25 protein-coding genes, 1 tRNA gene and 1 pseudogene are annotated in these 26,099 nt (G+C 59.8%); 11 read left to right on the top strand and 16 right to left on the bottom strand.

Annotated features, from left to right (window positions below; genetic code table 11):
- Window positions 1-106: 106 nt before the first annotated feature.
- The 4 genes and pseudogenes from ACEN84_RS09245 to ACEN84_RS09230 form a co-directional block, all read right to left on the bottom strand.
- Window positions 107-223, bottom strand: a pseudogene (locus tag ACEN84_RS09245) (dienelactone hydrolase); the annotation flags it as partial.
- Window positions 224-810: 587 nt separating this feature from the next.
- The gene (locus ACEN84_RS09240; RefSeq protein WP_413710649.1) at window positions 811-1,449 is read right to left on the bottom strand and encodes a hypothetical protein; all 639 of its coding nucleotides are present in this window, start codon (window positions 1,447-1,449) and stop codon (window positions 811-813) included.
- Window positions 1,450-1,487: 38 nt separating this feature from the next.
- Window positions 1,488-2,072 carry a hypothetical protein gene (locus tag ACEN84_RS09235; RefSeq protein WP_413710648.1) on the bottom strand — a complete coding sequence of 195 codons (585 nt, stop codon included), beginning with the start codon at window positions 2,070-2,072 and terminating at the stop codon, window positions 1,488-1,490.
- Between the two features lie 133 nt (window positions 2,073-2,205).
- Window positions 2,206-2,628 (bottom strand): hypothetical protein, encoded by a 423-nt coding sequence (locus ACEN84_RS09230; RefSeq protein ID WP_413710647.1) that lies wholly within the window; start codon window positions 2,626-2,628, stop codon window positions 2,206-2,208.
- A gap of 73 nt (window positions 2,629-2,701) precedes the next feature.
- On the opposite strand from ACEN84_RS09230, the gene ACEN84_RS09225 reads away from it, so the two are divergent.
- The 3 genes from ACEN84_RS09225 (at window position 2,702) to ACEN84_RS09215 (ending at window position 5,184) form a co-directional block, all read left to right on the top strand.
- On the top strand, window positions 2,702-3,124 hold the full coding sequence (locus tag ACEN84_RS09225) for a hypothetical protein (RefSeq protein WP_413710646.1): 423 nt from the start codon (window positions 2,702-2,704) through the stop codon (window positions 3,122-3,124).
- Window positions 3,125-3,600: 476 nt separating this feature from the next.
- On the top strand, window positions 3,601-3,921 hold the full coding sequence (locus ACEN84_RS09220) for a hypothetical protein (RefSeq protein ID WP_413710645.1): 321 nt from the start codon (window positions 3,601-3,603) through the stop codon (window positions 3,919-3,921).
- A 156-nt stretch (window positions 3,922-4,077) separates the two neighbouring features.
- Complete coding sequence (locus tag ACEN84_RS09215) at window positions 4,078-5,184, top strand: porin (protein ID WP_413709157.1); 1,107 nt, start codon at window positions 4,078-4,080, stop codon at window positions 5,182-5,184.
- A gap of 104 nt (window positions 5,185-5,288) precedes the next feature.
- Here ACEN84_RS09215 and ACEN84_RS09210 read toward each other — a convergent pair whose 3' ends face one another.
- Both ACEN84_RS09210 and ACEN84_RS09205 read right to left on the bottom strand, forming a co-directional pair.
- Window positions 5,289-6,176, bottom strand: coding sequence for an alpha/beta fold hydrolase (locus ACEN84_RS09210; protein WP_413709158.1), 888 nt, complete (start codon window positions 6,174-6,176; stop codon window positions 5,289-5,291).
- Window positions 6,177-6,490: 314 nt separating this feature from the next.
- Window positions 6,491-8,158, bottom strand: coding sequence for a hypothetical protein (locus tag ACEN84_RS09205; RefSeq protein ID WP_413710644.1), 1,668 nt, complete (start codon window positions 8,156-8,158; stop codon window positions 6,491-6,493).
- Window positions 8,159-8,314: 156 nt separating this feature from the next.
- On the opposite strand from ACEN84_RS09205, the gene ACEN84_RS09200 reads away from it, so the two are divergent.
- Entirely contained in the window at window positions 8,315-8,767 is a 453-nt protein-coding gene (locus tag ACEN84_RS09200; protein ID WP_413710643.1) for an Rrf2 family transcriptional regulator, read from the top strand.
- Window positions 8,768-9,101: 334 nt separating this feature from the next.
- Here the strand turns inward: ACEN84_RS09200 and ACEN84_RS09195 are convergent, their stop codons facing one another.
- The 6 genes from ACEN84_RS09195 to ACEN84_RS09170 form a co-directional block, all read right to left on the bottom strand.
- A complete protein-coding gene (locus ACEN84_RS09195) occupies window positions 9,102-9,362 on the bottom strand; it encodes a hypothetical protein (protein WP_413710642.1) in 261 nt (86 codons plus the stop codon).
- A gap of 11 nt (window positions 9,363-9,373) precedes the next feature.
- Window positions 9,374-9,802 (bottom strand): hypothetical protein, encoded by a 429-nt coding sequence (locus ACEN84_RS09190; RefSeq protein ID WP_413710641.1) that lies wholly within the window; start codon window positions 9,800-9,802, stop codon window positions 9,374-9,376.
- A 102-nt stretch (window positions 9,803-9,904) separates the two neighbouring features.
- The gene (locus ACEN84_RS09185; protein WP_413710640.1) at window positions 9,905-11,134 is read right to left on the bottom strand and encodes a hypothetical protein; all 1,230 of its coding nucleotides are present in this window, start codon (window positions 11,132-11,134) and stop codon (window positions 9,905-9,907) included.
- 419 nt (window positions 11,135-11,553) lie between these two features.
- Window positions 11,554-12,210 (bottom strand): type II toxin-antitoxin system antitoxin SocA domain-containing protein, encoded by a 657-nt coding sequence (locus tag ACEN84_RS09180; RefSeq protein WP_413710639.1) that lies wholly within the window; start codon window positions 12,208-12,210, stop codon window positions 11,554-11,556.
- 237 nt (window positions 12,211-12,447) lie between these two features.
- A tRNA-Ala gene (locus ACEN84_RS09175) sits at window positions 12,448-12,523 on the bottom strand.
- A 151-nt stretch (window positions 12,524-12,674) separates the two neighbouring features.
- Window positions 12,675-13,064 (bottom strand): TIGR02300 family protein, encoded by a 390-nt coding sequence (locus tag ACEN84_RS09170; RefSeq protein ID WP_112714260.1) that lies wholly within the window; start codon window positions 13,062-13,064, stop codon window positions 12,675-12,677.
- 219 nt (window positions 13,065-13,283) lie between these two features.
- Between ACEN84_RS09170 and ACEN84_RS09165 the strand changes: the two genes are divergently transcribed.
- The 3 genes from ACEN84_RS09165 (at window position 13,284) to rpsA (ending at window position 16,446) form a co-directional block, all read left to right on the top strand.
- A complete protein-coding gene (locus ACEN84_RS09165; RefSeq protein WP_413710638.1) occupies window positions 13,284-13,928 on the top strand; it encodes an FMN-binding negative transcriptional regulator in 645 nt (214 codons plus the stop codon).
- Window positions 13,925-14,569 (top strand): (d)CMP kinase, encoded by a 645-nt coding sequence (gene cmk, locus ACEN84_RS09160; protein WP_413710637.1) that lies wholly within the window; start codon window positions 13,925-13,927, stop codon window positions 14,567-14,569. The genes ACEN84_RS09165 and cmk overlap by 4 nt, the downstream gene beginning before the upstream one ends.
- 176 nt (window positions 14,570-14,745) lie before the next feature.
- Entirely contained in the window at window positions 14,746-16,446 is a 1,701-nt protein-coding gene (rpsA, locus tag ACEN84_RS09155; protein ID WP_112714266.1) for a 30S ribosomal protein S1, read from the top strand.
- Between the two features lie 78 nt (window positions 16,447-16,524).
- On the opposite strand, the gene ACEN84_RS09150 is transcribed toward rpsA, so the two are convergent.
- The 3 genes from ACEN84_RS09150 to ACEN84_RS09140 all read right to left on the bottom strand — a co-directional run bounded on the left by ACEN84_RS09150 (window position 16,525) and on the right by ACEN84_RS09140 (window position 19,772).
- A complete protein-coding gene (locus ACEN84_RS09150) occupies window positions 16,525-18,024 on the bottom strand; it encodes a hypothetical protein (RefSeq protein WP_413710636.1) in 1,500 nt (499 codons plus the stop codon).
- A gap of 230 nt (window positions 18,025-18,254) precedes the next feature.
- A complete protein-coding gene (locus ACEN84_RS09145) occupies window positions 18,255-18,881 on the bottom strand; it encodes a ribonuclease D (protein ID WP_112714270.1) in 627 nt (208 codons plus the stop codon).
- Window positions 18,882-18,962: 81 nt separating this feature from the next.
- Entirely contained in the window at window positions 18,963-19,772 is an 810-nt protein-coding gene (locus ACEN84_RS09140) for a MerR family transcriptional regulator (protein WP_413710635.1), read from the bottom strand.
- Window positions 19,773-19,976: 204 nt separating this feature from the next.
- Here ACEN84_RS09140 and ACEN84_RS09135 point away from each other — a divergent pair, with 204 nt between their 5' ends.
- Both ACEN84_RS09135 and ACEN84_RS09130 read left to right on the top strand, forming a co-directional pair.
- Window positions 19,977-21,257 carry a 4-aminobutyrate--2-oxoglutarate transaminase gene (locus ACEN84_RS09135; protein ID WP_413710634.1) on the top strand — a complete coding sequence of 427 codons (1,281 nt, stop codon included), beginning with the start codon at window positions 19,977-19,979 and terminating at the stop codon, window positions 21,255-21,257.
- A gap of 22 nt (window positions 21,258-21,279) precedes the next feature.
- Complete coding sequence (locus tag ACEN84_RS09130; RefSeq protein ID WP_413710633.1) at window positions 21,280-22,761, top strand: NAD-dependent succinate-semialdehyde dehydrogenase; 1,482 nt, start codon at window positions 21,280-21,282, stop codon at window positions 22,759-22,761.
- A 38-nt stretch (window positions 22,762-22,799) separates the two neighbouring features.
- On the opposite strand, the gene ACEN84_RS09125 is transcribed toward ACEN84_RS09130, so the two are convergent.
- Complete coding sequence (locus ACEN84_RS09125) at window positions 22,800-23,009, bottom strand: SlyX family protein (RefSeq protein WP_112714278.1); 210 nt, start codon at window positions 23,007-23,009, stop codon at window positions 22,800-22,802.
- Window positions 23,010-23,168: 159 nt separating this feature from the next.
- Here ACEN84_RS09125 and uxaC point away from each other — a divergent pair, with 159 nt between their 5' ends.
- Window positions 23,169-24,584 carry a glucuronate isomerase gene (uxaC, locus tag ACEN84_RS09120; RefSeq protein WP_413710632.1) on the top strand — a complete coding sequence of 472 codons (1,416 nt, stop codon included), beginning with the start codon at window positions 23,169-23,171 and terminating at the stop codon, window positions 24,582-24,584.
- Complete coding sequence (locus ACEN84_RS09115) at window positions 24,581-26,035, top strand: mannitol dehydrogenase family protein (RefSeq protein ID WP_413710631.1); 1,455 nt, start codon at window positions 24,581-24,583, stop codon at window positions 26,033-26,035. The genes uxaC and ACEN84_RS09115 overlap by 4 nt, the downstream gene beginning before the upstream one ends.
- Window positions 26,036-26,099 lie beyond the last annotated feature (64 nt).

Below are 26,099 nucleotides of genomic sequence, written 5' to 3'. Positions count from 1 at the left end.
GCCGATTCTATTCCCGTGAAACGGCTGAACATTTTCGTATCCCTTCGGACGTGCGGAGGCCGCTGCACATGACAGCTATTTCGGGAGCAGTAGGTGCGGGCTCTGATCAAGCGCGATTGAGGAACTCAATCACTCGGCTGGTGAGTAGTGCGGTTGCATCCGCGTCGAACGACGGGAGCGAGCTGTCAGCGAAGTAATGCTGGTCACCGGGGTACAGGAAGAGTCGGGGCGGCTGACCCCTCTACTGGCGCGACCGTGATGGCGCGGGTCGGATCGTAGTCAAAAATCTCCAGCATGTTTGCCGGACGGACGTCCGACTGCGGTCGAAAGCGCCGGAGTAGATAGACTATGCGGTCGGTCTTTGCTTCAACCCAGGCTTCTCCGGACGCAGAGCTTCCTTGTCCATGCCATTCAAACGAGTAACGAACGGTATTGCCAACGGACAGCAGTTGATTACCCAAGAGCTTGCACGATGTGAATTTTGGACCGCCAGAGGGAGACAACAGAGATGAGGGCGGCCGACTGATGCCAAACCACTCTATCTTTGGCGGCTCTTGCTGGTACGAGGATGCCGAGGCGACCCGGACCTCAAATGCGCGCCGTCGAGTTCCGTTTTGCTCAACACGATAGGCATCGCTGGAATAGTATGGCGTCGTCCGCGAATTAACGTAGGCCTGATTCAAGGCGGCGCAGGTCACATCCAACCCGCCGTCGGCGGCCCGTGCACAATCGATCGCAAACTGTGCTGCTACAAAGGCGCATAGGAGAAGACAAAGCTGCCGAAGAGTTGCTGAATGTGTCTTCATGAAATCACCAAGGAAGATCTGGCTTCGCGTCGGGCTTGGCGATCAAATCGCGGCGGGTCTCCCATATCTCAAACGTCCGTTCCGTCCGAAAAGGTGAATGTCCGACGAAGCGGCGATCAACCCTGAGGATTCGGCCTTCTTGTTCGGAAAGGACCACTGTCGCAACGGCACGAAGGCTTCCCCGCTGCCATTCCGCATCGGTATAGATAGCTGTATCGCCTCGGTACGTCGTCGCAGCCGCCACCTCCGTGCAATTCGTGAACACCGGTTGCCCATCCTCTACCGTATACATTTCCCATCGTTGGCGGATTGACCAACCCATTACCGTATTGAGGAGATACATGAAACGGCCATTCGACCGTTGCTCGAATGCCAAGGTGGTGCGTCCATCCGGCCATACTTCCCATTCTTGAACTGAGTAGCGGCCGCTGTTGTATCCACGCTGCAGCGCGCGATCTAAGCGGCTGCACGAGGGGTCCTCCCCCTGGGGCTGCGCGAGTTCATGCGACCGCCTGTCCTCCCTCAGCGGCGAACGCCCAGCAGGGACGTCCTCTCGTGCACTGCTGCTGGAAACCAGGGCAACGACCGCAGCTATTGCAGTAAAGGTATTTCTGAGGCTGAACCCCTTTGATTGAGAGTTCATCGGGACGTCCCCCTGATCGTCGTAGATGCTCGGTTAATTCAAGGGTCGCTGGCTGTTGCTTCCGGCGAGCCAGTATCTGTGCCTTGCCCAGATGTCGCAGTGCCCGCCGTGTTGCTCGCCCCGGGGGCCGCCTCGCTAGGCGTCGTTCCCATGGCATCGGTTTCATTCGACGGGGGATTGCCGCCGGCCGCGTCTGATGCAGTCGGCTGCTCGGCTCCTTGGGCCACGGCCGGGCTGCCAACGGGCGGCGCACTCTGCAGCGCTCGCACAACGGCCATTTTGGCATGGGGCTTAGAAGCGGGTCTTTTAGTCGGATCGGTCAACACGAAAATTCGTCCAGTGCGGTCCCGGACCTTCAGATGCCCGTTTTTGTCGTAGGCTACAATCACGCCCACGCCGCCATTGATCCAACTGGCGACTACGACGTTCATGCCTCCGATATTTTCAATGTGCAGGCCAGGCCATCCGAACGCTGGCTTATCTGCTTTCGGCTTTTGCGTCTCGGAGCGATGGGTGTCGGTTCGAGAGTCGTTATGCCGGCAGGACGCGTAGGCTATATCGCAGGCCTCTGCACCTAAGGGAAACATAACCGTCAAGATTGCTGCGACGTTGAAAATCCGCATATAATTCTCCCACTAATTGAAGAAACGAATAGCGAATACCAGCCTATAAGATATAGCTAATTCTTGGGATTGCGCTGAGCGCCGCTCGCTACGGCTCGGCGGGGGTAGAAGCAGCAGTCGCTGGCCCAGCATGTCATTCTATTACCGTGATGTTTATGGTGTTTTCTACGTAGTGACCGTCGTCGTACAATACCCGCACAAGAATCGTGTCCTTGCCGCTATAGCCCGAAGCTGCCGTATAGTAGGCCACCAAACTCTCGATTTTCCTCGCGCTGCACTTTTCGAAATTTCCTGTCGCGGGCGGATTAACTCGCTCTCGTTTGAATTCAACACGACCGTGAGCGGGAGCTTTAATTACTTTCGTGGTGGGCACGCCATTCGACGTGCAGCTTTGTGAAATGCTGTATGCAGCCCCAAGTCGAATCTGTTCGCCGCTCACCACACTCTGGCTCGCTGTTGTCTTGCGATTGCCAGGAGGAGAAGCTCCCGGTACGGAATTGCAGCTTGATAGGGTAACAATCGTAAAACCCACTATTGCAACGAGCGTTTTTCTCACGCAGTCTCTCCGTTAGCCAATATTGATGTAACATACGCGCATATGTTGAGTTGCTTTTCCAGTGGAGACGGGATTGAGAACCTCTTTTGCAATAGCAGCCGCCGTCCTGATCGCGACGCCACTGATGGGCACCTCGGCCTACGCGAGTTCGGACGGAATCCGCCATCGGACCGTAACCCGCACTGCTGTCAGCGGACAAAAATATCGGTTGGGATCAAACAACCTCGTCACGGCAAACTGTGGGAGCGACCAGGTTCCTAAGGTAATAATCCGCGAAGCGCCAAAACACGGCAGTGTTAACACCCAGATCGAGCCGGACTTTGCAAAGGGGACAGGTCCTTACGCGAAGTGCAGCAAGACGAAGATCAAAAGTGCCGTTGTCTACTACACCTCAAAACCGGGGTATGTCGGCAAGGACCGAATTGTCATTCGGGTCCTATTCTTGAATGGCCAAGTTGATGACAATATCGTCAACATGGTCGTCGTTAAAAATTAGGCCTGCTTCCGCTCGGTCCATGACATTCAGGTCGCATATTTATCTCGAAAGCTTCAAAGTTGCCGCAGGCAACTAGTGTGTGGAACGAGCCATGCATGAAAGACGACCGACTCAGCGCTGCTCGCTCCCGATCGGGACTATCGCCAGGTAGCACCCCGCAACGGCCAGCGTGAGCACTACGAATATTGCTGCAAGCGTTACCATCAGTCACCCCTCCAAGCTTGATCACAGAGTGAACCGCTTCTTTGCAGGAAGCAAGCGCGGGTTAGCCTCAGCTCGCACGCTTGCATAGAGGCGCTCACGGATTTTCTCTGCATGAACGCTCGTTGGCACTAGTCGTTCTTCGTCAATGCACACTTCGGCGAGGCTGCGGCAGCATGCCGGCGGCACGGTTGGCGACAAAATGATGCGTTTACGTCCGGAACGCCGCGAGGCTTGTCAGCGTTATCGTCACGAAGGCTAATCAAGGACTGAAGATGATGAAGAAATTAGTGACTGTCGTGCTGCTTTCAGTGGGGATTGTCAGCGGAAGTTTGATGCAAGCGAGCGCTACGTCGGTTCCTGATCGCTCTCAGGTTAGTTCCCCTTGGATATTGAAAGTTCAGGACTCGCGAGACCGTGGCCTCGGCAAGTTGCGCGGCCCGGCTTGGCGCGACTACAACGAACGGTTTGAACCGCGAAAGAAAATTCGCCGCGGCTATTACAACGGTTACCGCGGATATCCGGAGCGCCGGCGGGGCTTTCGTGAGTACAAAGGATATTGGTATCCACGTGAGGCTTTCATCCTGCGCTTCTGACTGAAAGAGATAATTGCCACATAAAGCCCCGCGAAACGTGGGGCTTTATGCATTCTGCGGTGTCCGACTTCTTGAAACATGGGGATGGGGCAGGGAACGCTGCTCTAACGGCGAAAAATCCCAGACCCGATCGAAACTTTGAATTGGAGGTCACCAATGACAATCAAGAGCCTTCTTCTCGGCTCCGCTGCTGCTCTGGCAGTAGTATCTGGCGCACAGGCTGCCGACGCAATCGTTGCAGCTGAGCCGGAAGCAGTAGAATACGTTCGCGTTTGCGACGCATACGGCACTGGCTACTTCTACATCCCGGGCACCGAAACCTGCCTCAAGATCGAAGGCTACGTTCGTTTCCAGGTTGATTTTGACTTCGGCGACGAAGACGGCACGGAAGACTGGTCTGCCCTGACCCGCGGTCAGGTTCAGTTCACGGCTAAGAGCGACACCGAATACGGCCCGCTCACCGGCGTAATCGTTTACCAGGCCAACCACCGCGGTGGTTCGGACACGACGGGCACCGACTTCTCGCTCGATACCGCTTACATCGACATCGCGGGCCTCCGCGTTGGTAAGCTCTTCAACTGGTGGGACGACGACTTCTCGGGCGAATTCGACGTAACCAACTCTGGCTACACCTCGTTCAACTCGATCCGTTATCAGTATGAGTCTGGCGACTTCTACGCTGGTATCGCTGTTGAAGAACTCGGTGACTCCGGTCTCAACGCTGAATTCGGCACGATCGACGCCCTCGGCGGCACGACGTACCAGGAACATGGCAACAACGTTGGCGTTGACGCTGCTGTTGGCGGCACGGTTGGTGGCTTCACCTACCAGTTGATCGGTGGTTACGACTTCGACGCTGAAGAAGGCGCAATCCGCGCTCGCATCACCGCTGATGTCGGTCCGGGCACCTTCGGCCTGGCAGGCGTATGGTCTTCTGGCCCGTCTGCTTACTACCTGAATGGCGAATGGGCGATTGCTGCTCAGTACGCTGTTAAGGCAACCGACAAGTTCACCATCACCCCTGGCGTTCAGTACACGGCTAACATCGATCCGGACGTATCCGGCACGGGCGTTGCTGGCGACTACGTCGGCGGCGGCTGGGACGGCGGTCACGAGTGGCGCGCTGGCGTAACGCTCGACTACCAGATCGTCGACAACTTCTCGGCTAAGGTAGCAGCGACTTACGTCAACCGCGACTCTGACATCGTCGGCAACGACGTCGATGGCGTTGAAGGCTTCTTCCGCCTGCAGCGTGCATTCTAATCTGATCTGACTTCGGTCTCATCAGGAAAGCCCGGCTCTCTGAGCCGGGCTTTTTGTATTGCGGGTGTTGCTGGGGTAGTTCGTTAGAAAAGGGCGTTGTTCGTCTATCCGCAGGCATTGACGAACTGCACGACGTGCTCGCCAACCCCATCGACATGCAGCAACGGCGCATGCCCTTGCCCGGCGGCGATTAGCCCCCCGCTGTTCGGATGCCGCTTCACCATCTCCCCGACCGTCTCTTCCGACAGCAGCGTCGAGTTCTCACCCCTCACGACCAGCAACGGCACCAGTCTCATCGCCTCGAATTGCGCCCACATATCCGGCAACGGTTTTGTGAGATCCGCCGCAATCATCGCTTCCGCAATCGCCGGATCGAAATCGCTGACGATCCGGTCGCCATCGCGGCGGTAGAGCGCCTCCGCCATCTCCCGCCAGTCATCGGTGCCGAGCGCCGGAAACGCCTTGCCGTGTAACTCCTGCAGGATGGCCGCTGCATCGTCCCAATCATGGGGCGCTCTGGCATGGCCGAGATAGTTTTGGATATGCCGCAACCCTTCGACTTCAAGCACCGGCCCGACGTCGTTCAGCACCACGCCCGCCAATAGCTCCGGCTTCATCACTGCGATCAGATGCAGAATCAGTCCGCCGCGGGAGGTGCCGATGAAGATGGCGCGGTGGATGCCGAGGGTCTCGCAGAGGGCAAGCACATCCTGCGCCTCGACGGCGATGTTGTAGTTGGTCTTGTTGTGATCCCAATCCGATTGTCCGCGGCCGCGATAGTCCAAGGCGATGACGCGGCGGGGGGGTCGGGGATCGTTCGAGAGGATCATCGCCAACTGGTGGAAGTCGCGGGAATTGCGCGTCAGGCCGGGCAGGCAGATGACGGGGAGCGCGTCTCCATGCGCGCTGCCATAGTCCCGGGCATGCAGCGTGAGGCCGTCGGCCGTGGTGATCGTCTGCGCTACGAAGCCGGTCTTGAAATTCGTCGTCATCGCCATCTCCCTGTTGCCAGGGAGGTTAGCGCCGGCGCGTCAATCTGCAAGCGGTCTCAGGAGGAGCGGCCGCCGACCAGGTCGCGCACGATGTCCGGCGTCTGCCCCAGCCGAGCCTTATACACTTCATAGTTCTCCAAAACCCGCTGCACATAGTTGCGCGTCTCGGGGTGTAAACCTCGTAATTCGGCGCCGGAAACCCAGCGTCAGTTCGCATTCCCGCGGCAGGAGGATTGCCGTGACCTCCCGACTGGCGTGACATCTCCGGAAACCATCCTTCGATGCCAATCAACTCCATGAACCGGTGCTCCGGCTCACCCGCTATCGAGCCAGTGGACCCGACGGGTCGGCGAAGATCCGCCGACGGACTGCGCGCCTGCTGCGCCGCCGCTATCAATCCGATGGACGCTCCCTCCAGGCTTCCCAATACATGCCTTCCTTTCCTCACGGGTAGCGGTCGGGTGCCACTGGGATGCCTTGCCCGGATTGTATCCAGACGAGAGGGAGCGTAGTTCGGATTTTATCATCGCACGACGGGCGATGACCACGGCCGCCGCATGATGAATGCTGAGACCATACCTTCGGGCGAACCGCTGATGGCCGGAACGAGAAGAATTGTGGGAATCCACCTGGAAGAGACGCACGCCGTTCCGCGCCGCCGCAGAAAGCATGGCCTCCCGAAACTTGGCGTAGGGTAGCCGGTAAAGCGACCGCATGTAAGGGGGGCCGCGCCATCTCTCGGCAACGATACGTCGATAGGAAAAGTCCAGATATTCTATAACGATCGGCAACCGTGCCGCTTTGGCTTCGGAAACTAGCCGCGCCGCACTCTTGCGTATCAAGTCGGTCGATTGAGTTGCTGACCTGCCGCGCGTTGAGGCTGGCACCGACAACGACCGGCCCGGGTTGCCGGCTTCATCGACTACGACGGCAGCTACATGGCTAGAATTGAAGTCAACACCGATTGCGCCGGCGTTCGAAAGCGATAGGACTTCCGGCATCCCCTGGCGCAACGTTGCGATGATGCGCCAGGACTTTGCATCGCTTATGAACTTGATCGTGATCGGCCGATGGGAAGCCAGGGCGCCCTTGAGAGCAGCTTCGCCGTGAGGAAACCTGAGCCCGCGGAAGAGAACTGTATGAAGACGGTAGCGGTTAACGGTGTAGGTGGTCTCCGAAAGCGCGCGAAGTGCCACGGGTAGACGCAGTTCCAGGTCGAAGGCGCCATCCGGCCGTTCCTTCAACCGGGCGAACGGGTTTCCGCCCTCCCGACTGCTGTCCCCTTCGATTGTGAAGCTTCGCTCGCGGAGATACCTCCAACGGACAGCGCCGTCGACGGGACGAGTAGGGCCGAGAAAGCATGCCCTGAACGCCTTTCGCGTGCCGAAGCACAGCGACGGCTTTTCAAGCTGCGCACGCTCCTTGTCGAGACGGTGTGACAGCCGCTGCACTTTGCGCTGCCCGAAATGAAGACCTCGCAGCAATTTCCGCCGTTTCGAGCGCACACGATTTAGTAGCCGCCGTTTGCGATACCAGTCGTCGAGAAGCGTCTTGAGGGGACGAATGCGCAGCGCCTGGTGCTTCATTGGCCCTAGCGTTTGGCGGAGACCGCGTATCTTGCGGCTCAAAGCCGCCTCCTCAGCTCCAAGTTTGGCAAGTGACTGAACTGTTTTTCGTAGAGCCTGCCTCCGTCGGTCTAGTGTAAGGCGCTCAGTGGCAAGCCGGATCTCAAGTTCCCGGACATGGAGGCGGCCGAGGTCGCGTGCCGATCGGAGGCGAGCAAGCAGCTGTCGATAGACCATATCGAGATGCGTCGCCGAAATTCCTAAGTCAGGATAAAGCGTCCGGTGAAGGTCACCCTTCCACTGCCGGCCAGCCTGCATGAGTGCAAATAGCTTGCGTTCAGCACGCGACATGACTGCCGCGTAGCGCTCAAGAACTGGCTGATCACCCAGAATGCGCGTCTGGAAAGAACGGAACATCGTCGAGCACAACGTTTCACTGGTGAAACTATGCCAATGGAATCCTAACAGGCCGTTCGTTCAGGCGGTCGCCAGAGGATACGTATCTAAGTTTATTTGGAGGCATACCGGTGATAAGCGGTTGCTAACGCATGTCTGAATGCTATGTCACCCTCGATGGGGAATACACGATTTCCGACTGCACTGCAGATAGTCGTCACGGTTGCCACGAATGAGGCGGCCGGCATCCGCACGACCAGCCCTTCTCTGGCCGACGGCCTAAACACCAACGCCAGTTTTGTGCGAAAAATCGTAGCTACCCTGTGCAAAGCGGCCCTGCTATCGACTTCTGGCGGGGTGAGCGGCGGTATCCGCTTAGCGCGGTCTGCCCAGTCAATATGTCTTCTCGATATCCATGGCGCTGTACTGCCGGATTCAACGGCATGGACGGCCCGGCATTGTCTGCCGGGGATGGATAGGGTCTCACGAAACATAGAAACCATCGCCGACGACCTGGCGGCTCGTGCCGACAAGGCGATAGCGGCCGAGCTCATAAAAACGACCGTTCAGGACTGCATTGACGAAATTGCAAACCTTGAAGGCAAACGCGCTGTGAAAACGGAAGACTGAAGAAAATCAGCGGTGCTGACTAAAACCACAGTTAGAAGAGCTTCAGATCACGGAAGCGCGATACACCGCGTGACGCAGTTCACCAATACATTCTGGTCACCTTGGATTAGCGTATGACAGCTTCCGCGCCGCGCTGACGCAGAATGCTGCTGAACCCGGTTCACCGTACGCTCTACGCTTGAGGATGGCCAGAGCTTACTATCTCTTCGCCCATACATATGGCAAAGGCCCGATCCATTCTCGTCAGATCGGGCCCTCCCTATGCCGCCCCATGGCTAAACGAGCACGGCCGCGGCCAGTTACGGGAAAGCCTCTAGTCGGTCAAGCTGGAGGTTCACTCCTCGATCTCATTCCCATCATCGTCATAGTCGGCGCTCCTGGACGGATCTTCCAAGTATGTCTTGCAGCCCTCCTCAAATGACGAGGAGTTCCCCGAGCAGTCGCTCTCGCTGGTGACGTTGTTTTCTTCTGCCCACTCATAGCCTGCCTTGTGACCCGAGCAGTCATCGGTGCAGTCGTTGCCACCGAACGTCTGTGCAAGTGCCGGTGAAGCCGCCAAGCATAGTGAGAGAACCAATGCTGTCCGAGTTTTCATCTTCGTATTCCTCAGTATCCGCCCGGTCTGGACCAGGCGCTGCGCCGGCCGCAACGGTGTCCTGCCGCGTCGTATTGCCAGTCGTACCTACAGTTGCCCTGATAGTAGCTTGACGGGTAGTAGCCGCCACCGCAGTTGTTGTTGGCGCAGACCGCCACCGCAGTGCCGACGAGCGCCACAGCGACAAGAGCCGCGGCAGCTTGCCTCTGCTGGGCGACCATCTGCTCGCACTCCAGCATGCTTAAGCCACGCCGGTTCACCTCAGACACGAGCTGGAATTGGAAAGCTGGGTCTTTGGTCTCAAGCGCGGTTTTGCAAAGCGCGGCCTTGCTTACGGCAGAAGGCTTCTTATTGAAGTCGGCTTGCGTCGTAGTGCAGCTCGCCAGCGCGAGCGAAATCGCCGCGGCGCCGAAGCATCGCGTTAGATAGGTGATTTTCACGGATAACCCCTCAGTTGCCCGCGGCCAAAATCGCAGAAATCATTGCGACGTCAAATTGCAAGTTAATATATCGTTAACACGTCCAAGGAGTGCAGCGAGCGATCAACGGTCCCAGTAATTTGCCTTTGCCGGCGGGTCTCCTTCCGGGTCATGCAAAGGATCTGGATCCGCGAAAAGTTCCTTCTCCATCAAAGTCGATTGGATTTGGGCGACAGTGGTCAAGGCCTCAAGCGATGCTAAGCGCACTTGAGCCCAAGCAATCATACGCGCGTAGTCTCTTGGTATTTCGTCCTCCTGCGGGACCAGTGCAATTGTAGCTCGAAGGTCAGCAACCTCTCGTCGGGCGTCCGCTATCCACCTGAGATAGGCTAGCCTTTTCTCTTCACGCTTATGACGGAGTTCGGCCATCTCCCGACGATTGGCCATATGAGCAGCCGCTGCGGCTTCCCGGCGGTTTCGCTCGTCCCGCTCTCGTTCGGCGACGTGATTAATCGGAAAGCTTTCGACCACCTTGTCGATAGAGTCTTCGATCTGTTTGGTATCTGTGTCGGCCCATTGCTTCTTGATACCGTCAGCCCATCCGTAGATGCGCAAGCTGAGCCGACCAACATGGATATAGCTGAACTGTTTCCAGCCGTTTTTCGTGATTTCGGTCACCCGCTTTCGAGGCGCCTCTATCCCCATGTCGACGGTTGTACCGTCCTTTGAAAAACCGATCCGGTTGGATTTATGATCGAAGACAAAGCCATAAGCCTCCAGCTCGAATGCCAGCGCACTCAAAAAGCTTCCCACCCTCGTAACGTCGCGAGGCGCGACCTTCACATATTTCAGATACACAAACCCGTCTCGATCTGTCTTGCACGCACGCAGGTCCGACAGGAATGGGCGTATGTCCCTATGGATTTTACCTGGCGGCTGGGATGAAGATGACGGCGGCGTACGGACTGTTGCCGGCTCCGGGGGCTTATGGGGCGTGGCGTCAGGTTGGAGCAGGTTTTTCGCCAGCTCCCGATTTTCATCCTCGATCTCACGCTGCGCGATTGCGAGGACCTGTTCGAGGTATGGGCTCGGTGAGCGTCCAGGATTGCCACCAATATGCACGGTGTGAAGCGCAGTGTTCTCGACGGCTCTCAAGGCGGTCCGCTTAGCCGATTGTCCAGCGTCGATCTTGGCCCAGTAGCCACGCGGGGGTACCGGAACGAGATAGCGCTCGCACGTCTTCGCCAAGCCCCGATCGGAAAGCCCGTAAATCTCGGCGAGCTTTTGCATTGGGGTGGACCAGACCAAGTCATGCAATTCCTCACGGCTCATCGTTCGCTTCGGTTCGTCCATTTGTCCCTCCATCGAGGGGAACGAAGACTGCAAACGCTAGGGCGAGAGTCAAGTCGGCCGCTCTTCAGCATGCTTTAGTATCCGGGGAGATTACGTTCTCCATCATTACCCCCGGTGCCGCGCGCGGTTGGGTCATAGATGGAAGAGAGCACGAGACGGGACTCCACATAGACGAGGGCAAAATCCGCTACGCGGCGGCTTAACGCCGTGCTGGGAAATGCGACGCCCACAACCTGACTTCGTGAGTCTTCTCGTTGATGTCGTAGAGGATGTAGACTGCCGGAATACGTCTGATAGGTGGAGAACTATAAACGTAGAGTCCAGTCTCCTCGTAGGCCGGATGACGTGAACCAAAGGCATAAGGATTGAACTGGAGGCCGCTCTCTATGCTGGCCAGAAGGTCCTGCAGATCGTCGACGTCAAACCGACCGATGTCCATGCATTTTAGCCAAGCTTGCTCGCAAAGCTCGGACATCACGATTCGCCATCTGTAGCTTCGAGGGTTCCGATCGATAACTATCAAGAGCCTCTATTTCCGTCTTTGCCCAGGCCATCGCATCCGCGCTGACCTCGTTTGGAATCAGATGCAATGCGTTATGGTACGGAATTACCTCGCCGAAATCCACCATCTGCCAAACCATGTCGTGCGAGAAGTCGCTAATCGTCTTTGCCGTGTGGTTGCGGCAAACGAAATCGATCATGTCATCCAGAAGTTTCTTTTCGTCCGCGCTTAGAACGTTGGTTGGGCTATCGCTGGTGGAGGCGAAGCTCTTTTTTGCATAGCCATGATAGTCTGTTTCGGAAACTGAGATGAGGTGTTCCCGCTCAAGCTCGTCTACGACGGCCAAGAGCGGCTCGCACGTCGGGCCGAAGGGCCGCTTTCGATAAGGCGAACCCGTGACCGGCAGACCCGTTTCGAGATAGGACAGCATGTCAGTGTAGTAGAGGACCTTGTGGAGCTTAACGGCGCCCAACTCGTCGTGACCGGCGCGCTGGATGATGTAGCGCACAGCCGTCCGGAGCTTTTCCCAATCAAGTCGAATCTCTCTGGAACTCATTCCCAGATCGTAATACATGGTTGGGCAACTTTCAAGTATCTGTTTTTGCTAATCTTTTTTCGAGAAAATTCGAGTCATAACAACGCGATAGTCGATTGGTTGGCTCCCGGACACAAATTTTAGTCCGTAGGATTCGGGGGAGTTAGCACACCGAGGCCAAAACTTCTCGCGCTTCCCCGGTGCTTCCCCGGCGCCATCAGCACGCAAACACGCACTCTAAAACTCTAATAACTATTTGAAAATCAACAATGAATTTGGTGGAGCTAAGCGGGATCGAACCGCTGACCTCTTGCATGCCATGCAAGCGCTCTCCCAGCTGAGCTATAGCCCCATCAGGGTGGTCCGGTATTTTCCGGTCCTGGGATACTCCGAAGCGGGTTAACCCGGTGGAGTGGCGGCTTATTACTTGCGGTTTTCGCAGATGGCAAGCCAAAAAAACGGCCCGGAGAATTTTTGTTGTCCGGGCCGTGGATTATGCGGGATCAGACTTCGTCTTCGTCGCCGGTGACGCCGATGATGTCGCTCATGTCGTCATCTTCATCGTCTTCGTCGGCTTCGAGGAAGGTATCGTCGTCGTCATCGCCTTCGATCTCGACGTCATCGTCGCCCATATCAGGAATGTCGTCGCCGCTTGCGCCTTCATCGGCGTCCTCAAGCGAAACGAGTTCGACTTCGGTGTTCTCGGTATCGACTTCCTGAACTTCGTCCTCGTCGTTCAGCTCGGCAGCAGCGGCGGCCGAGGTTTCCTGGAAGAAGGACAGGGGATAGGATTTGCCGGTGTAAGGAGAAACGATCGGGTCCCGGTTCAGATCGTAGAACTTCTTGCCGGTTTCCGGATCGGTACGCTTGGTTCCAAGTTCCGCTTTCGCCACTATAAGCCTCGTGAGAATGGCCGAATGCTAGATTCGGCAAATGCCGTGTAAACCGGCGTTCTATTCGGAATTTATATAAGCCGGTCCCCTTAATCGTTGCGGCCAATTATGTCAAAGCGAAACTTCGCGGCTGGCGCACGGCGTGGCCGTGATGACGGGATGACCGGCTGGCGGCAGTGTGTTAGGAAACGCCGAAACGACAAAAACGGCGAGAAAACCATGTATCAGCCGCCCCATTTCCGCGAAGAGGACCTGGCAACGCAGCAGGCGCTGATCCGCGCCCATCCGCTGGGTCTGCTGATCACAGCCGGGGCAAGCGGGCTGATCGCCAATCCTGTCCCGTTTCATATCGATGCCGAAGCATCGGAGAAGGGAACGCTGCGGCTGCACCTGGCGAAAGCGAATGCGCAGTGGCGCGACATCGCTGACGGCGCTGACATTCTCGCCGTTTTCCAGGGCGCCAACTCCTATGTGACGCCGTCCTGGTACAAGACCAAGCAGGAGACCGGCAAGGTCGTGCCGACCTGGAACTACGCGATCGTCCAGGCGCGCGGTGCGGCCCGCGTCATCGACGATGCCGGCTGGCTGCTGTCGCAGATCAACGCACTCACCGGCCAGCATGAGGCCAGCCGCGAGAAGCCATGGGCGGTTGCCGATGCGCCCGACGATTTCATCCGTGCGCAGATGAAGGGCATCATCGGCATCGAAATCGAGATCACTGCGCTTGAAGGCAAGTGGAAGGTAAGCCAGAACCGTCCCGTTGCCGACCGCGAAGGCGTTGCTGCCGGACTGGACGCGGCTGGCGGCCAACAAGACATGATCGAGCTCGTCAAACGCTATGGCGGGCTGGAAGGAAACCATTGAAGACGACATTCACGATTGCCATCGACGGCCCGGCTGCGGCCGGCAAGGGCACGCTTTCGCGCCGGATTGCCGATGAATACGGCTTTCACCATCTCGATACCGGACTGACCTACCGGGCGACCGCCAAGGCGCTTCTCGATGCCGGCCTGCCGCTCGACGACGAGGCGGTGGCAGAAAAGATCGCCCGCGAGGTTGAACTCGGCGGCCTCGATCGCGATATCCTGTCGAAACACGAGATCGGCGAAGCTGCCTCGAAGATTGCCGTAATGCCCGCAGTTCGCCGCGCGCTGGTCGAAGCGCAGCAGCGGTTTGCGCAGAAGGCGCCGGGAACCGTGCTCGACGGCCGTGACATCGGCACCGTCGTCTGCCCGGACGCTCCGGTGAAGCTCTATGTGACCGCTTCTGCGCAGGTGCGCGCAAGGCGCCGTTACGACGAAATCACCGCCAAGGGAACGACGGCCGATTTCGAGGCGATTTTCGAGGATGTGAAGCGGCGCGACGAAAGGGACATGGGAAGGGCCGACAGCCCTTTGAAACCAGCCGAAGACGCGCACTTGCTTGATACGTCGGAAATGAGTATAGAGGCCGCGTTTCAAGCTGCGAAATCGTTGATCGACGCGGCCTTGAACCGAAATAACTGAATTCGAGCACGCTTTCTGCGCTTTGCGCCGCGAGATGCTTTTGAGAAAGCCTGAAATTCCGTCCAAGCGCCGGATTGCTTCCTTCGAGGAAGCGGACTGGGTTCAGGCCTGTTCAACACGAACCAACCGGCGCATACGTGAGCCTTGAAGCTATCGAAGGCCACGCAGGAGATTTTATGTCAGTAGCTACTCCCTCTCGCGAGGATTTCGCGGCCCTTCTCGAAGAATCCTTTGCCAAGAACGATCTGGCTGAAGGCTATGTCACCAAGGGCATCGTCACGGCCATCGAAAAGGATGTTGCCGTTGTTGACGTCGGCCTGAAGGTCGAAGGCCGCATCGCGCTCAAGGAATTCGGCGCACGTGCCAAGGACGGTTCGCTGAAGGTTGGCGACGAAGTCGAAGTTTACGTCGAGCGCATCGAAAATGCACTTGGCGAAGCTGTTCTGTCGCGCGAGAAGGCTCGCCGCGAAGAAAGCTGGATCAAGCTCGAAGCCAAGTTCGAAGCTGGTGAGCGCGTTGAAGGCGTGATCTTCAACCAGGTCAAGGGCGGCTTCACGGTCGACCTCGACGGCGCGATCGCCTTCCTGCCGCGTTCGCAGGTCGACATCCGTCCGATCCGCGACGTTTCCCCGCTGATGCACAACCCGCAGCCCTTCGAAATCCTCAAGATGGACAAGCGCCGCGGCAACATCGTGGTTTCGCGCCGTACGGTTCTGGAAGAATCCCGTGCCGAGCAGCGTTCTGAAATCGTTCAGAACCTCGAAGAAGGCCAGGTTGTTGACGGCGTCGTCAAGAACATCACCGATTACGGTGCGTTCGTTGACCTCGGCGGCATCGACGGCCTGCTGCACGTCACCGACATGGCATGGCGCCGCGTCAACCATCCGTCGGAGATCCTGAACATCGGCCAGCAGGTCAAGGTTCAGATCATCCGCATCAACCAGGAAACCCACCGCATCTCGCTCGGCATGAAGCAGCTCGAGTCGGATCCGTGGGATGGCATCCAGGCCAAATACCCGGAAGGCAAGAAGATTTCCGGTACCGTCACGAACATCACCGACTACGGTGCGTTCGTCGAGCTGGAGCCGGGCATCGAAGGCCTGATCCACATCTCGGAAATGTCCTGGACCAAGAAGAACGTACACCCCGGCAAGATCCTGTCCACGAGCCAGGAAGTCGAAGTCGTCGTTCTCGAAGTCGATCCGTCCAAGCGCCGTATCTCGCTCGGTCTCAAGCAGACGCTGGAAAACCCGTGGGCAGCATTCGCCCGCAACCATCCGGCTGGCACTGAGGTCGAAGGCGAAGTCAAGAACAAGACCGAATTCGGCCTGTTCATCGGCCTCGACGGCGACGTTGACGGCATGGTGCACCTCTCTGATCTCGACTGGAACCGTCCGGGCGAACAGGTCATCGAAGAGTTCAACAAGGGCGATGTCGTCAAGGCTGTCGTTCTCGATGTTGACGTCGAAAAGGAGCGCATCTCGCTCGGCATCAAGCAGCTCGGCAAGGATGCAGTTGGCGACGCCGCTGCCTCTGGCGACCTGCGCAAGAATGCAGTCGTTTCCTGCGAAATCACCGCAGTCAACGATGGCGGCATCGAAGTGAAGCTCGTCGAGCACGAAGACATCACCTCGTTCATCCGCCGTGCAGATCTCGCACGCGACCGCGACGACCAGCGTCCGGAACGCTTCTCGGTTGGCCAGGTTGTTGACGCCCGCGTCACCAACTTCTCCAAGAAGGACCGCAAGATCATGCTGTCCATCAAGGCTCTGGAAATCGCAGAAGAGAAGGAAGCCGTCGCTCAGTTCGGTTCGTCCGACTCCGGCGCTTCGCTCGGCGACATCCTTGGCGCGGCTCTGAAGAACCGCGGCGAGTAATCGCTACAAGCTTTGAAATAAAGAACCCGCCGGATCGCTCCGGCGGGTTTTTCTTTGTCCTGATTTCTTAAAGCGCCGTTATTCCCAGCCGACCATGCGCTGGTAGAGCGCGAAAACCGGATCGGCGACACGCGGCTCTTCCGGGCGCGCCTCGATCTCCGGCAGATCGGCGGGCACCCTGCCCTGCGGACGCTGTTGTTCCTGCTGGCCGGCGGACTGCTGTTCTTCGCCCGACTGGGCTTCCTGCTCATCGTCGCCGGCACCGCCCTCATAATCGCTGCGATGCATCTGCGGATCGCGGCGCTCGGCGCCGTCCTTGGCGAAGTGATAAGGCGTCGCCACGTAGCCGACGCCATCGGCTGGACGCAGGAGACCAGATTTTTGCGCCATCTCGGTGAGATCGGAGGGAAGTACCTGCGGCTGCGCGGCAATTTCCTTCTGCTGGCGGGCGATCTGGGCAGCGTCGGCGGCGACAGCGCGTGCCGCAGCGGCATCTGCTGGCTGTGTCTGCTTCTGCGTGGCGGCATGTTCCGGACCATCCACCGCCTCTTTCATCTCGTCGCTCATTGCCTGCTCGGGCATGGCTTCGGGATCGTCGGTTTCAGCGGCCAGCGCATCGAGCAGCGTCGCCACTTCCTGCTCGCCGATGATGGCGACCAGGAGCTCTGAGGCTTCCTCGGTGATCGATGCCAGGACGGCGGGCCAGATCTTCGGGATCACAGGCTCAGCGCGATCCTTCACGACCATCGGCGCAGTTTGATGTGTTTCGGCTTCGGCAAGCTGCTGCGGTTCTTCGGCAGCAGGCTCCTTAGCTTCTATTACCTCATCCGCGGTTTCGACCTGCAGCATCTCGCCCGCCATTTCCGGCTCGGCGGCGATCTCCTCGATCGTCTCGACGGGCAAAGAGGAGAGGGCTGCGAGCGGCAGTTGGGCGGCCGGTTCAGCCGTCTGCCGGGCAGGTGCCTGGGCCTGCGTCTCGCGAGCCGGGACGGTATCGCCCTTCGGCTGCGGCAGGATGCTGTCTTCCTGCAGAACGATATCCGGCCGCTGCTCGGGGCGCAGTGGCGAGGCATCGTTCTGGCGATAGGAGCGCACGACCGCGCGAGCGGCAAGATCGCGATCCTTGTAGCGGATGGTTTCGAGATAAGCGACGACGCGCGCGGCTTCCGGACCGGCCGGGTTCCTTAACGCCTCGGCGATCAGCCGCAGCGGCAGCGTGTGGCCGTCGGCAGCAAGCTGCGTTTCGATCTCGTTGATGCGGGCGGCCGGAAGCTTCTGGATCGTATCCGCGAGGCGGGCGGCGAAGGCGAGATTGGTCTCGCCGTCCTGACGCGGCAGCGGCAGGGCTTCGGATGCGGCATTGATCGCATCCAGAAGCGCATCGAACATCCGTTCGCGCGCGGCGGCCAGAAGCAGGTTGAGTTTGCCGGCGATTGCCGAATTCAGATCGGAGCCTTCGACGGCCTGAACCGGGGCCGGGGCAACGATGGAACGGGCAAGACCGCTCGCGACGATCGCGACAGACTGGCCGTTGGAAGAGAGACTCGTATTTGACGCTGCACGAACCGGAGTCAACATGGCATGCTCCTACTTTCGCAAGTGACAATCGAAGCAGAGGACAGGAAGACCGTGCTCATCCGGCCCTTCGCATTCCCGCGCGGCTCCTCCCGCCCGCTTGGCGCGTCATCGCGCCGCCGAATGCTTAAAAATTGATGATGATTCTACCGATTGGCCGTTAATGAAAAACTAACGGCCGGGCGGGATGCGAAATCCTGCCCGGCCGTTCCGGCGTAAATATGCGATTTTGCTCAACTATGCGCGAAAATATCGGCCTCTTCCCAGCCGAGAAGATCGAGCTTGGCGCGGGTCGGCAGGAACTCGAAGCAGGCGGTGGCATGATCGAATCGGCCATCGCGCAGCAGGCGCTCGGTCAGCTTGTCGCGCAGGGCATGGAGATAGAGCACGTCGGAGGCCGCATATTCGAGCTGCGCCTGCGACAGCGTGGCCGCCGCCCAGTCCGAAGACTGCTGCGCCTTGGAGATATCGACCTCGAGCATCTCCTTGAGATTATCCTTCAGGCCATGACGATCCGTATAGGTGCGGCAGAGGCGCGAGGCGATCTTGGTGCAGAAGACAGGGGTCGTGGTGACGCCGAAAGTGTGGAACAGCACGGCGATATCGAAGCGGCCATAGTGGAAGATCTTCTGGCGCGCCGGATCGGCGAGCATCATCGTCAGGTTCGGCGCTTCCTTCTGGCCGGAAGCGATGCGGATGACATCGGCCGTACCGTCGCCCGGCGAAAGCTGCACGACGCAGAGGCGGTCGCGCCGCGGCACGAGGCCCAGCGTCTCGGTATCGATCGCGATTGCGCCCTTGTAGCGAGCGGCATCCGCCGCGGAGATGTCGCCTTCGTGATAACGGATGGTGGCGGCCATGGCTGTCTCTTACCTCGCGTGTTTCTTCCGGCGCTATAGCGCAAAGGCAGCGGCGGCGATACCGGCATTCGCCTTCGGACCCTAGAAGGTCGGCGGCGTATTGATCCAGAGCAGCACCGTCTCGCCGTCGTGCTGGTTGCGCCAGGAATGATAGCGGCGGCTCTCGAAATAAAGCGAGTCACCCGGGCCGAGATCGAAGAACTGATCGGAATCGAGCACCAGCTCCAGGCGGCCGGAGAGCACATGCATGAACTCCTCGCCCTCATGCCGGTAGGCGCCTTCGCTGGTGGCGCCGGGTGCCAGCACGAAGCGGTGGCAATCCATCATCCGTCGCCCCTCGGCGAGAAGCTGCACGGTGACGCCGGGCGTTGTTTCCGGCCAGGTCCGCCATTCGCCGGAGCGGACGACGGCGGTCGCATCATCGGCTTCCTCGCCAGACAGGCGCGAGACCGTGGTTCCGTAATATTCGGCGAGGTCATGCAGTGTCTTGAAACTGACGCCCTGCGAGGTGCGCTCCAGCGTCGAAAGCGTCGACGAGGTGATGCCCATATCGCCGGCGACCTGATCGAGCGTCTTGCCGGCGGCGTGCCGCAGGCTGCGCAGCCTGCGGCCGATATCCGATGCACCGCCGCTTTCGCCGGTATCGGCGGACGGCTCTTCGCTTTCCAGCGCTTCGCGAATGGCTGCAGGGTTAAGACCACGCTCGACGCGGTACCAGGAAATCTTCTTCAGCCGCGCGACGTCATCGGCGCTATATTGCCGGTGGCCGGTCTCCGAACGATCTGGCACCAGCAAGCCCTGGCTCTCCCAGAGGCGGACCGTGGACGCAGAGATGCCTGCCAGCCGCGCTGCCTCGGCGACCTTGTAGCGCACCGGCCCGTTATTGTTCATTCGCCAATAAATCCCTGATTCCGTGGTGCTTTATGCATCCTGCCGCGACAGAATCTCTTGTCCCGAGCATCCATCAAAAGGCGTGATGTTTGAAGCAAAAAATGCCGCTTGATTTCTTGCAGGAAAAATGTAGGACTTTTCTACATATCTTGCAGAAGTTATGCAAGATAATTCACAAACCCTTTTGAGCGCAGGAGCGCATCGATGACCGCAACCACTCTTACGGACCGGAAGAATGCCGCAATTTCCCGCGGCGTCGGCATGACCACGCAAATCTACGCCGATCGCGCAGAGAATGCCGAGATCTGGGACAAGGAGGGCCGCCGCTACATCGATTTTGCCGCCGGCATCGCCGTTCTCAACACTGGCCACCGCCATCCGCGCGTCATCGCCGCCGTCAAGGATCAGCTCGATCACTTCACCCATACCTGCCACCAGGTCGTTCCCTACGAAACCTACGTGCATCTCGCCGAACGCCTGAACGAGATCGCGCCGGGCAACTTCGCCAAGAAAACGATCTTCGTGACGACGGGTGCGGAAGCTGTCGAAAATGCCGTGAAGATCGCCCGTGCCGCGACCGGCCGCTCGGCCGTCATCGCCTTCGGCGGTGGCTTCCATGGCCGCACCTTCATGGGCATGGCGCTGACCGGCAAGGTCGTGCCGTACAAGGTCGGCTTTGGCGCCATGCCGGGCGACGTCTTCCACGTTCCCTTCCCGGTCGAGCTGCATGGCGTCACCGCCGAGCAGTCGCTCGCAGCGCTGAAGAAGCTGTTTGCCGCCGATGTCGATCCGCAGCGGGTTGCGGCGATCATCATCGAGCCGGTTCAGGGCGAAGGTGGCTTCTATCCGGCACCCGCCGCCTTCACGAAGGCGCTGCGCGAGCTCTGCGACCAGCACGGTATCCTGCTGATTGCCGACGAAGTGCAGACCGGCTTTGCCCGCACCGGCAAGATGTTCGCGATGGATCACCATGAGGTCGCTCCCGACCTGATGACCATGGCCAAGAGCCTTGCCGGCGGCTTCCCGCTTGCCGCCGTCACCGGCCGCGCCGAGATCATGGATGCGCCCGGCCCCGGCGGCCTTGGCGGCACCTATGGCGGCAATCCGCTCGGCATCGCTGCAGCACACGCCGTTCTCGATGTCATCAAGGACGAGGACCTCTGCAACCGCGCCAACCAGCTGGGCGGCCGCTTGAAGCAGCGCCTGGAATCGCTGCGCGACAGGGCGCCCGAGATCGTCGATATCCGCGGCCCGGGCTTCATGAACGCCGTCGAGTTCAACGACAAGACAACCAAGCTGCCGAGTGCCGAGTTCGCCAACAAGGTGCGCCTGATTGCGCTGGAGAAAGGTCTGATCCTTTTGACCTGCGGCGTGCACGGAAACGTCATTCGCTTCCTTGCCCCGATCACCATTCAGGACAATATCTTCGGCGAAGCGCTCGATATCCTCGAAGCCTCCATTCTTGAAGCAAGCGCGGGCAAGTAACCGTCCCTTCGGAGTAAATGACATGGCATTCACGACTGCACTGACGAAACACGTCCCCTTCTCCTCGCAGTTCCTGCGCGACACCGGCTATATCAACGGTGAATGGACGAAGGGCGATGCGACCAAGACCTTCGACGTGCTGAACCCGGCGACCGGCGAAGTGCTGGCCTCGCTGCCTGACATGGGCGCTGCCGACACCCGCAAGGCGATTGACGCGGCCTATGCAGCCCAGCCCGCCTGGGCGGCAAAGCCTGCCAAGGACCGCAGCGCCATCCTGCGCAAGTGGTTCGACCTGATGGTCGCCAATGCCGACGAGCTGGCCGCCATCCTGACCGCCGAAATGGGCAAGCCGTTCGCGGAAGCACGCGGAGAAATCCTCTACGCCGCCGCCTATATCGAATGGTATGCTGAAGAAGCCAAGCGCATCTACGGCGAGACGATTCCAGCACCGTCTGATGACAAGCGCATGCTGGTGATCAGGCAGCCGGTCGGCGTCGTCGGCACGATCACGCCCTGGAATTTCCCGGCGGCTATGATCACCCGCAAGATCGCTCCGGCGCTTGCCGTCGGCTGCACAGTCGTTTCGAAGCCCGCCGAGCAGACGCCGCTTTCGGCGATCGCGCTTGCGGTTCTCGCCGAACAGGCCGGTGTTCCCGCCGGTGTCTTCAACGTCATCGTCGGTGAAGACGGCCCGGCGATCGGCAAGGAACTTTGCGGCAACGACAAGGTGCGCAAGATCAGTTTCACCGGCTCGACGGAAGTCGGCCGCATCCTGATGCGCCAGTGCTCCGACCAGATCAAGAAGGTGAGCCTCGAGCTCGGCGGCAACGCGCCGTTCATCGTTTTCGACGATGCCGATCTCGATGCGGCGGTCGAAGGGGCGATCGCGTCCAAGTACCGCAATGCCGGCCAGACCTGCGTCTGCGCCAACCGTCTCTACGTCCAGTCCGGCGTTTATGACGCCTTTGCCGCCAAGCTGGCTGCCAAGGTGGAAGCAATGTCGGTCGGCGACGGCTTCACGGCGGGCGTGACGATCGGTCCGCTGATCGACGAACAGGGTCTCGCCAAGGTCGAAGACCATGTCAGCGACGCGCTCTCGAAGGGCGCCAAGGTTCTGACCGGTGGCAAGCGTATCGAAGGTGCCGGCACCTTCTTTACGCCGACGGTTCTGACGGGCATTGCCAAAGGCATGAAGGTGGCCAAGGAAGAAACCTTCGGCCCGGTTGCCCCGCTCTTCCGCTTCGACACCGTCGAGGAAGTGATCCAGCAGGCCAATGACACCGAATTCGGCCTCGCCGCCTATTTCTTCGCCGGCGATCTGAAGAAGGTCTGGAAGGTGGCCGAAGCGCTCGAATACGGCATGGTCGGCATCAATACCGGCCTGATGTCGACGGAGACTGCACCCTTCGGCGGCATCAAGCAGTCTGGCCTAGGCCGCGAAGGTTCGCGCCACGGCGCCGACGATTATCTCGAGATGAAATATCTCTGCATCGGCAATCTCTAAGATCAAAGGGCGCCTCCGGGCGCCCTTTTCATTTCCGCTCAGTAATGCGGTGGCCTGGTGACCGCCGGCGCTTCCAGCGATTGCTCTTCCAGCGACAGGAAGCGTTCCGTCAGCCGATCGAGCTTTGCCCGCGTCTGCTCCACGACCTTCCACTGCTCGGCAAGCTGGTCGGAAAGCTCGTCGATCGTCTTTGCCTGATGCGCCACCATTTCTTCGAGCGCTGTGATGCGGCTGATATCCTCGGCCATAGCTTTCTCCTGCCGTTTGCTGCCCTTCCAAAACGCAAAGCGACGGCTGCGTCAATGGGCCTCTTATAGCGTATTCTAAAGTGAACCGTTTGGTTACCGATAGGCCTTGCCGTGTCCCTTGAGGTGGAGTAGGCCCTACGCCAACAGGGAGGAAATCTGATGGACGTAGGAAACGGCTTTCTTCATCCGGACCGGCTTTTTCCAGCCGATCCCGCAACGCGGACGATCGCGCGCGATCTCTATGAGACGGTCCGCGCGCTGCCGATCGTCAGCCCGCACGGGCATACCGAGCCATCCTGGTTCGCCGAGGACAAGCCCTTCGAGGATGCCGCCTCGCTGCTCGTCATTCCCGACCACTATCTCTTCCGCATGCTGCACAGCACCGGCACGAAGCTCGACGAGCTTGGCGTTCCCCGGCTCGACGGCAAGCCGGTCGCCAAGGGCCGCGACATCTGGCGCGCCTTCGCCGCGAAATATCACCTCTTCCGCGGCACACCTTCCAGCCTCTGGGTCGACCACGCAATGTCGGCCGTGCTCGGCTGTACCGAGCCGCTGACGCCTGAGAATGCGGACACGCTGTACGACCATATTAACGAGCAGCTCGCCAAGCCCGAGTTCCGCCCGCGCGCCCTGCACCAGCACTTCGGCATCGAGACGATCGCCACGACGGAAGGCGCGCTCGACCCGCTCGTGCATCACCAGAAAATGCAGCAGGACGGCTGGATCGGTAAGGTCCGCACGACATACCGCCCTGACAGCGTGACCGATCCGGATGCTGTCGGCTTCCGCGACAATCTCGTCAAGCTCGGCGAGATCACCGGTTGCGACGTCACCAAATGGGACGGGATGATCGACGCGCATCGCAAGCGCCGCGCCTATTTCCGCCAGTTCGGCGCCACAGCGACCGACCACGGCGTACCGACCGCCTTCACCGCCGATCTCTCCGCCAGCGAGCGCCAGGCGCTGCTCGACAAGGCGCTCAAGGGACCGCTCTCTGCCGCCGATGCCGAGCTGTTCCGCGGCCAGATGATGACCGAGATGGCGGGGCTTTCGGCCGAAGACGGCATGGTGATGCAGATCCACGCCGGATCGCGCCGCAACACCGATTCCGGTCTTTTCGCCACGCGCGGTCCGAACATGGGCGCCGATATCCCGACCCGCACCGACTGGGTCGGCGGGCTCAGCGCGCTGCTTTCGAAATACGGCCATGCGCCTGGCCTTCACGTCCTGCTCTTCACGCTCGACGAGACGACCTACGCTCGCGAGCTGGCGCCGATGGCCGGCCATTGGGAATGCCTGATGATCGGCCCGCCCTGGTGGTTCCACGACAGCCCGAACGGCATCCGCCGCTATCTCGACCAGGTCGTCGAGACTGCCGGCTTTGCCAATCTCGCCGGCTTCAACGACGATACGCGTGCCCTGCTCTCGATCCCCGCCCGCCACGACGTCTGGCGCCGCGAGGCCTGCGGCTTCCTGGCGCAGCTGACGGCCGAGCACCGGATCGGCAAGAAGGACGCCGAGATCGTCGTGCGCGAACTCTCCTATGACAACGCGAAGAAGGCCTACAAGCTGTGAGCGATCGACTGAAGGACCTGAACGGCCTGGCGCCGACGGCAAAGCTTCCCGCCTATGACCGCAGCAAGCTGAAGGCCGGCATTCTGCATCTCGGCCCAGGCGCCTTCTTCCGCGCCCATTTCGCGCCCTTCACCGATGCAGCACTCGCCGCCACCGGCGGCGACTGGGGTATCGAGGTCGCGAGCTTGCGCACGCCTGACGTTGCCGACAACCTGACGGCGCAGAACGGCCTCTACACGGTGCTGATCCGCGACACGTCGGGCACGACGGCCGAGGTCATCGGCCCGATCCTGAAGGCGCATGTGGCGCCGCGCGATCCGGCGCTGCTGCTGTCGCGGCTCGAAGATCCGGCGATCCGCATCGTCAGCCTGACGGTAACCGAGAAGGCCTACGGTCTCGACGTTCGCACCGGCGGCCTCGACCTGACGCATCCGGATGTTGCCGCCGATCTTGCCAACCGCCACGCACCGCGCGGCGTCGTCGGTTATCTCGTCGAAGGTCTCGCGCGCCGCCGGGCAAAGGGTGTTGCGCCCTTCACGCCGCTCAGCTGCGACAACCTTCCGAGCAACGGTGCCGTGCTGAAGCGCCTCGTCATCGATTTCGCAGGCCGCGTCGATCCGGAGCTTCGCGCCTGGATCGAGACCAACGTGCCCTTCCCCTCGACCATGGTCGACCGCATCACACCGGCCAGCACCGACGCGACCTATGCCGATGCCGAGCGCCTGACCGGACGGCAGGACCTTGCCGCGATCGAGACCGAGCCCTTTACGCAATGGGTGATCGAAGATCATTTCGCCAATGGCCGCCCGGACTGGGACAAGGCCGGCGTACTGATGGTCGATGAAGTCTCGGCTTACGAAAAGATGAAGCTGCGCATGCTGAACGGCGCGCATTCGCTGCTCGCTTACCTCGGCTACATAGGCGGCTATGAATATATTCGCGACGTCATGGACGACGAAGGGTTGGCGGCTCTGGCGCGGCGGCAGATGAACGCGGCGGCCAAGACGCTCGATCCGGTTCCCGGCATCAATCTGGAGCACTATGCGGACGAGCTGATAGCCCGCTTTGCAAACAAGGCGATCGCCCACCGCACCTACCAGATTGCCATGGACGGCACGCAGAAACTGCCGCAGCGTCTGCTCGAACCGGCAACGGAAGCACTCGCCCGCGGCAGCCAGGCCGAGACCTACGCCATCGCCGTCGCCGCCTGGATGCGCTACGCACTCGGCACCGACCGCAACGGCAAGGCCTACGAACTGCGCGACCCCCGCGCTGAAGAGATCGCCACGCTGCTCGTCGATGTGCCGCGCAACGGCGGCGCGGTTTCGGCGGCGCTGTTCACGCTGCCGGGACTGTTCCCGAAGGCGCTGACGGACAATGTGGTCTGGACCGAGGATGTGGCGAACAAGCTGGATATTCTGATCCAGGATAACAAGTTGCCGTTATTCTGAGCCCCGCTAGCGGGGGTCGGCAGTCGCAAAACTGCCCACCCGCCGCCCTCATCCCTGTGCTCGT

This window comes from Rhizobium sp. Rhizsp82, from assembly GCF_047325115.1.
Taxonomy (GTDB): Bacteria; Pseudomonadota; Alphaproteobacteria; order Rhizobiales; family Rhizobiaceae; genus Rhizobium.
Note: the sequence above shows the minus strand (reverse complement) of the source record. Positions and strands in the feature narration are given on the sequence as shown.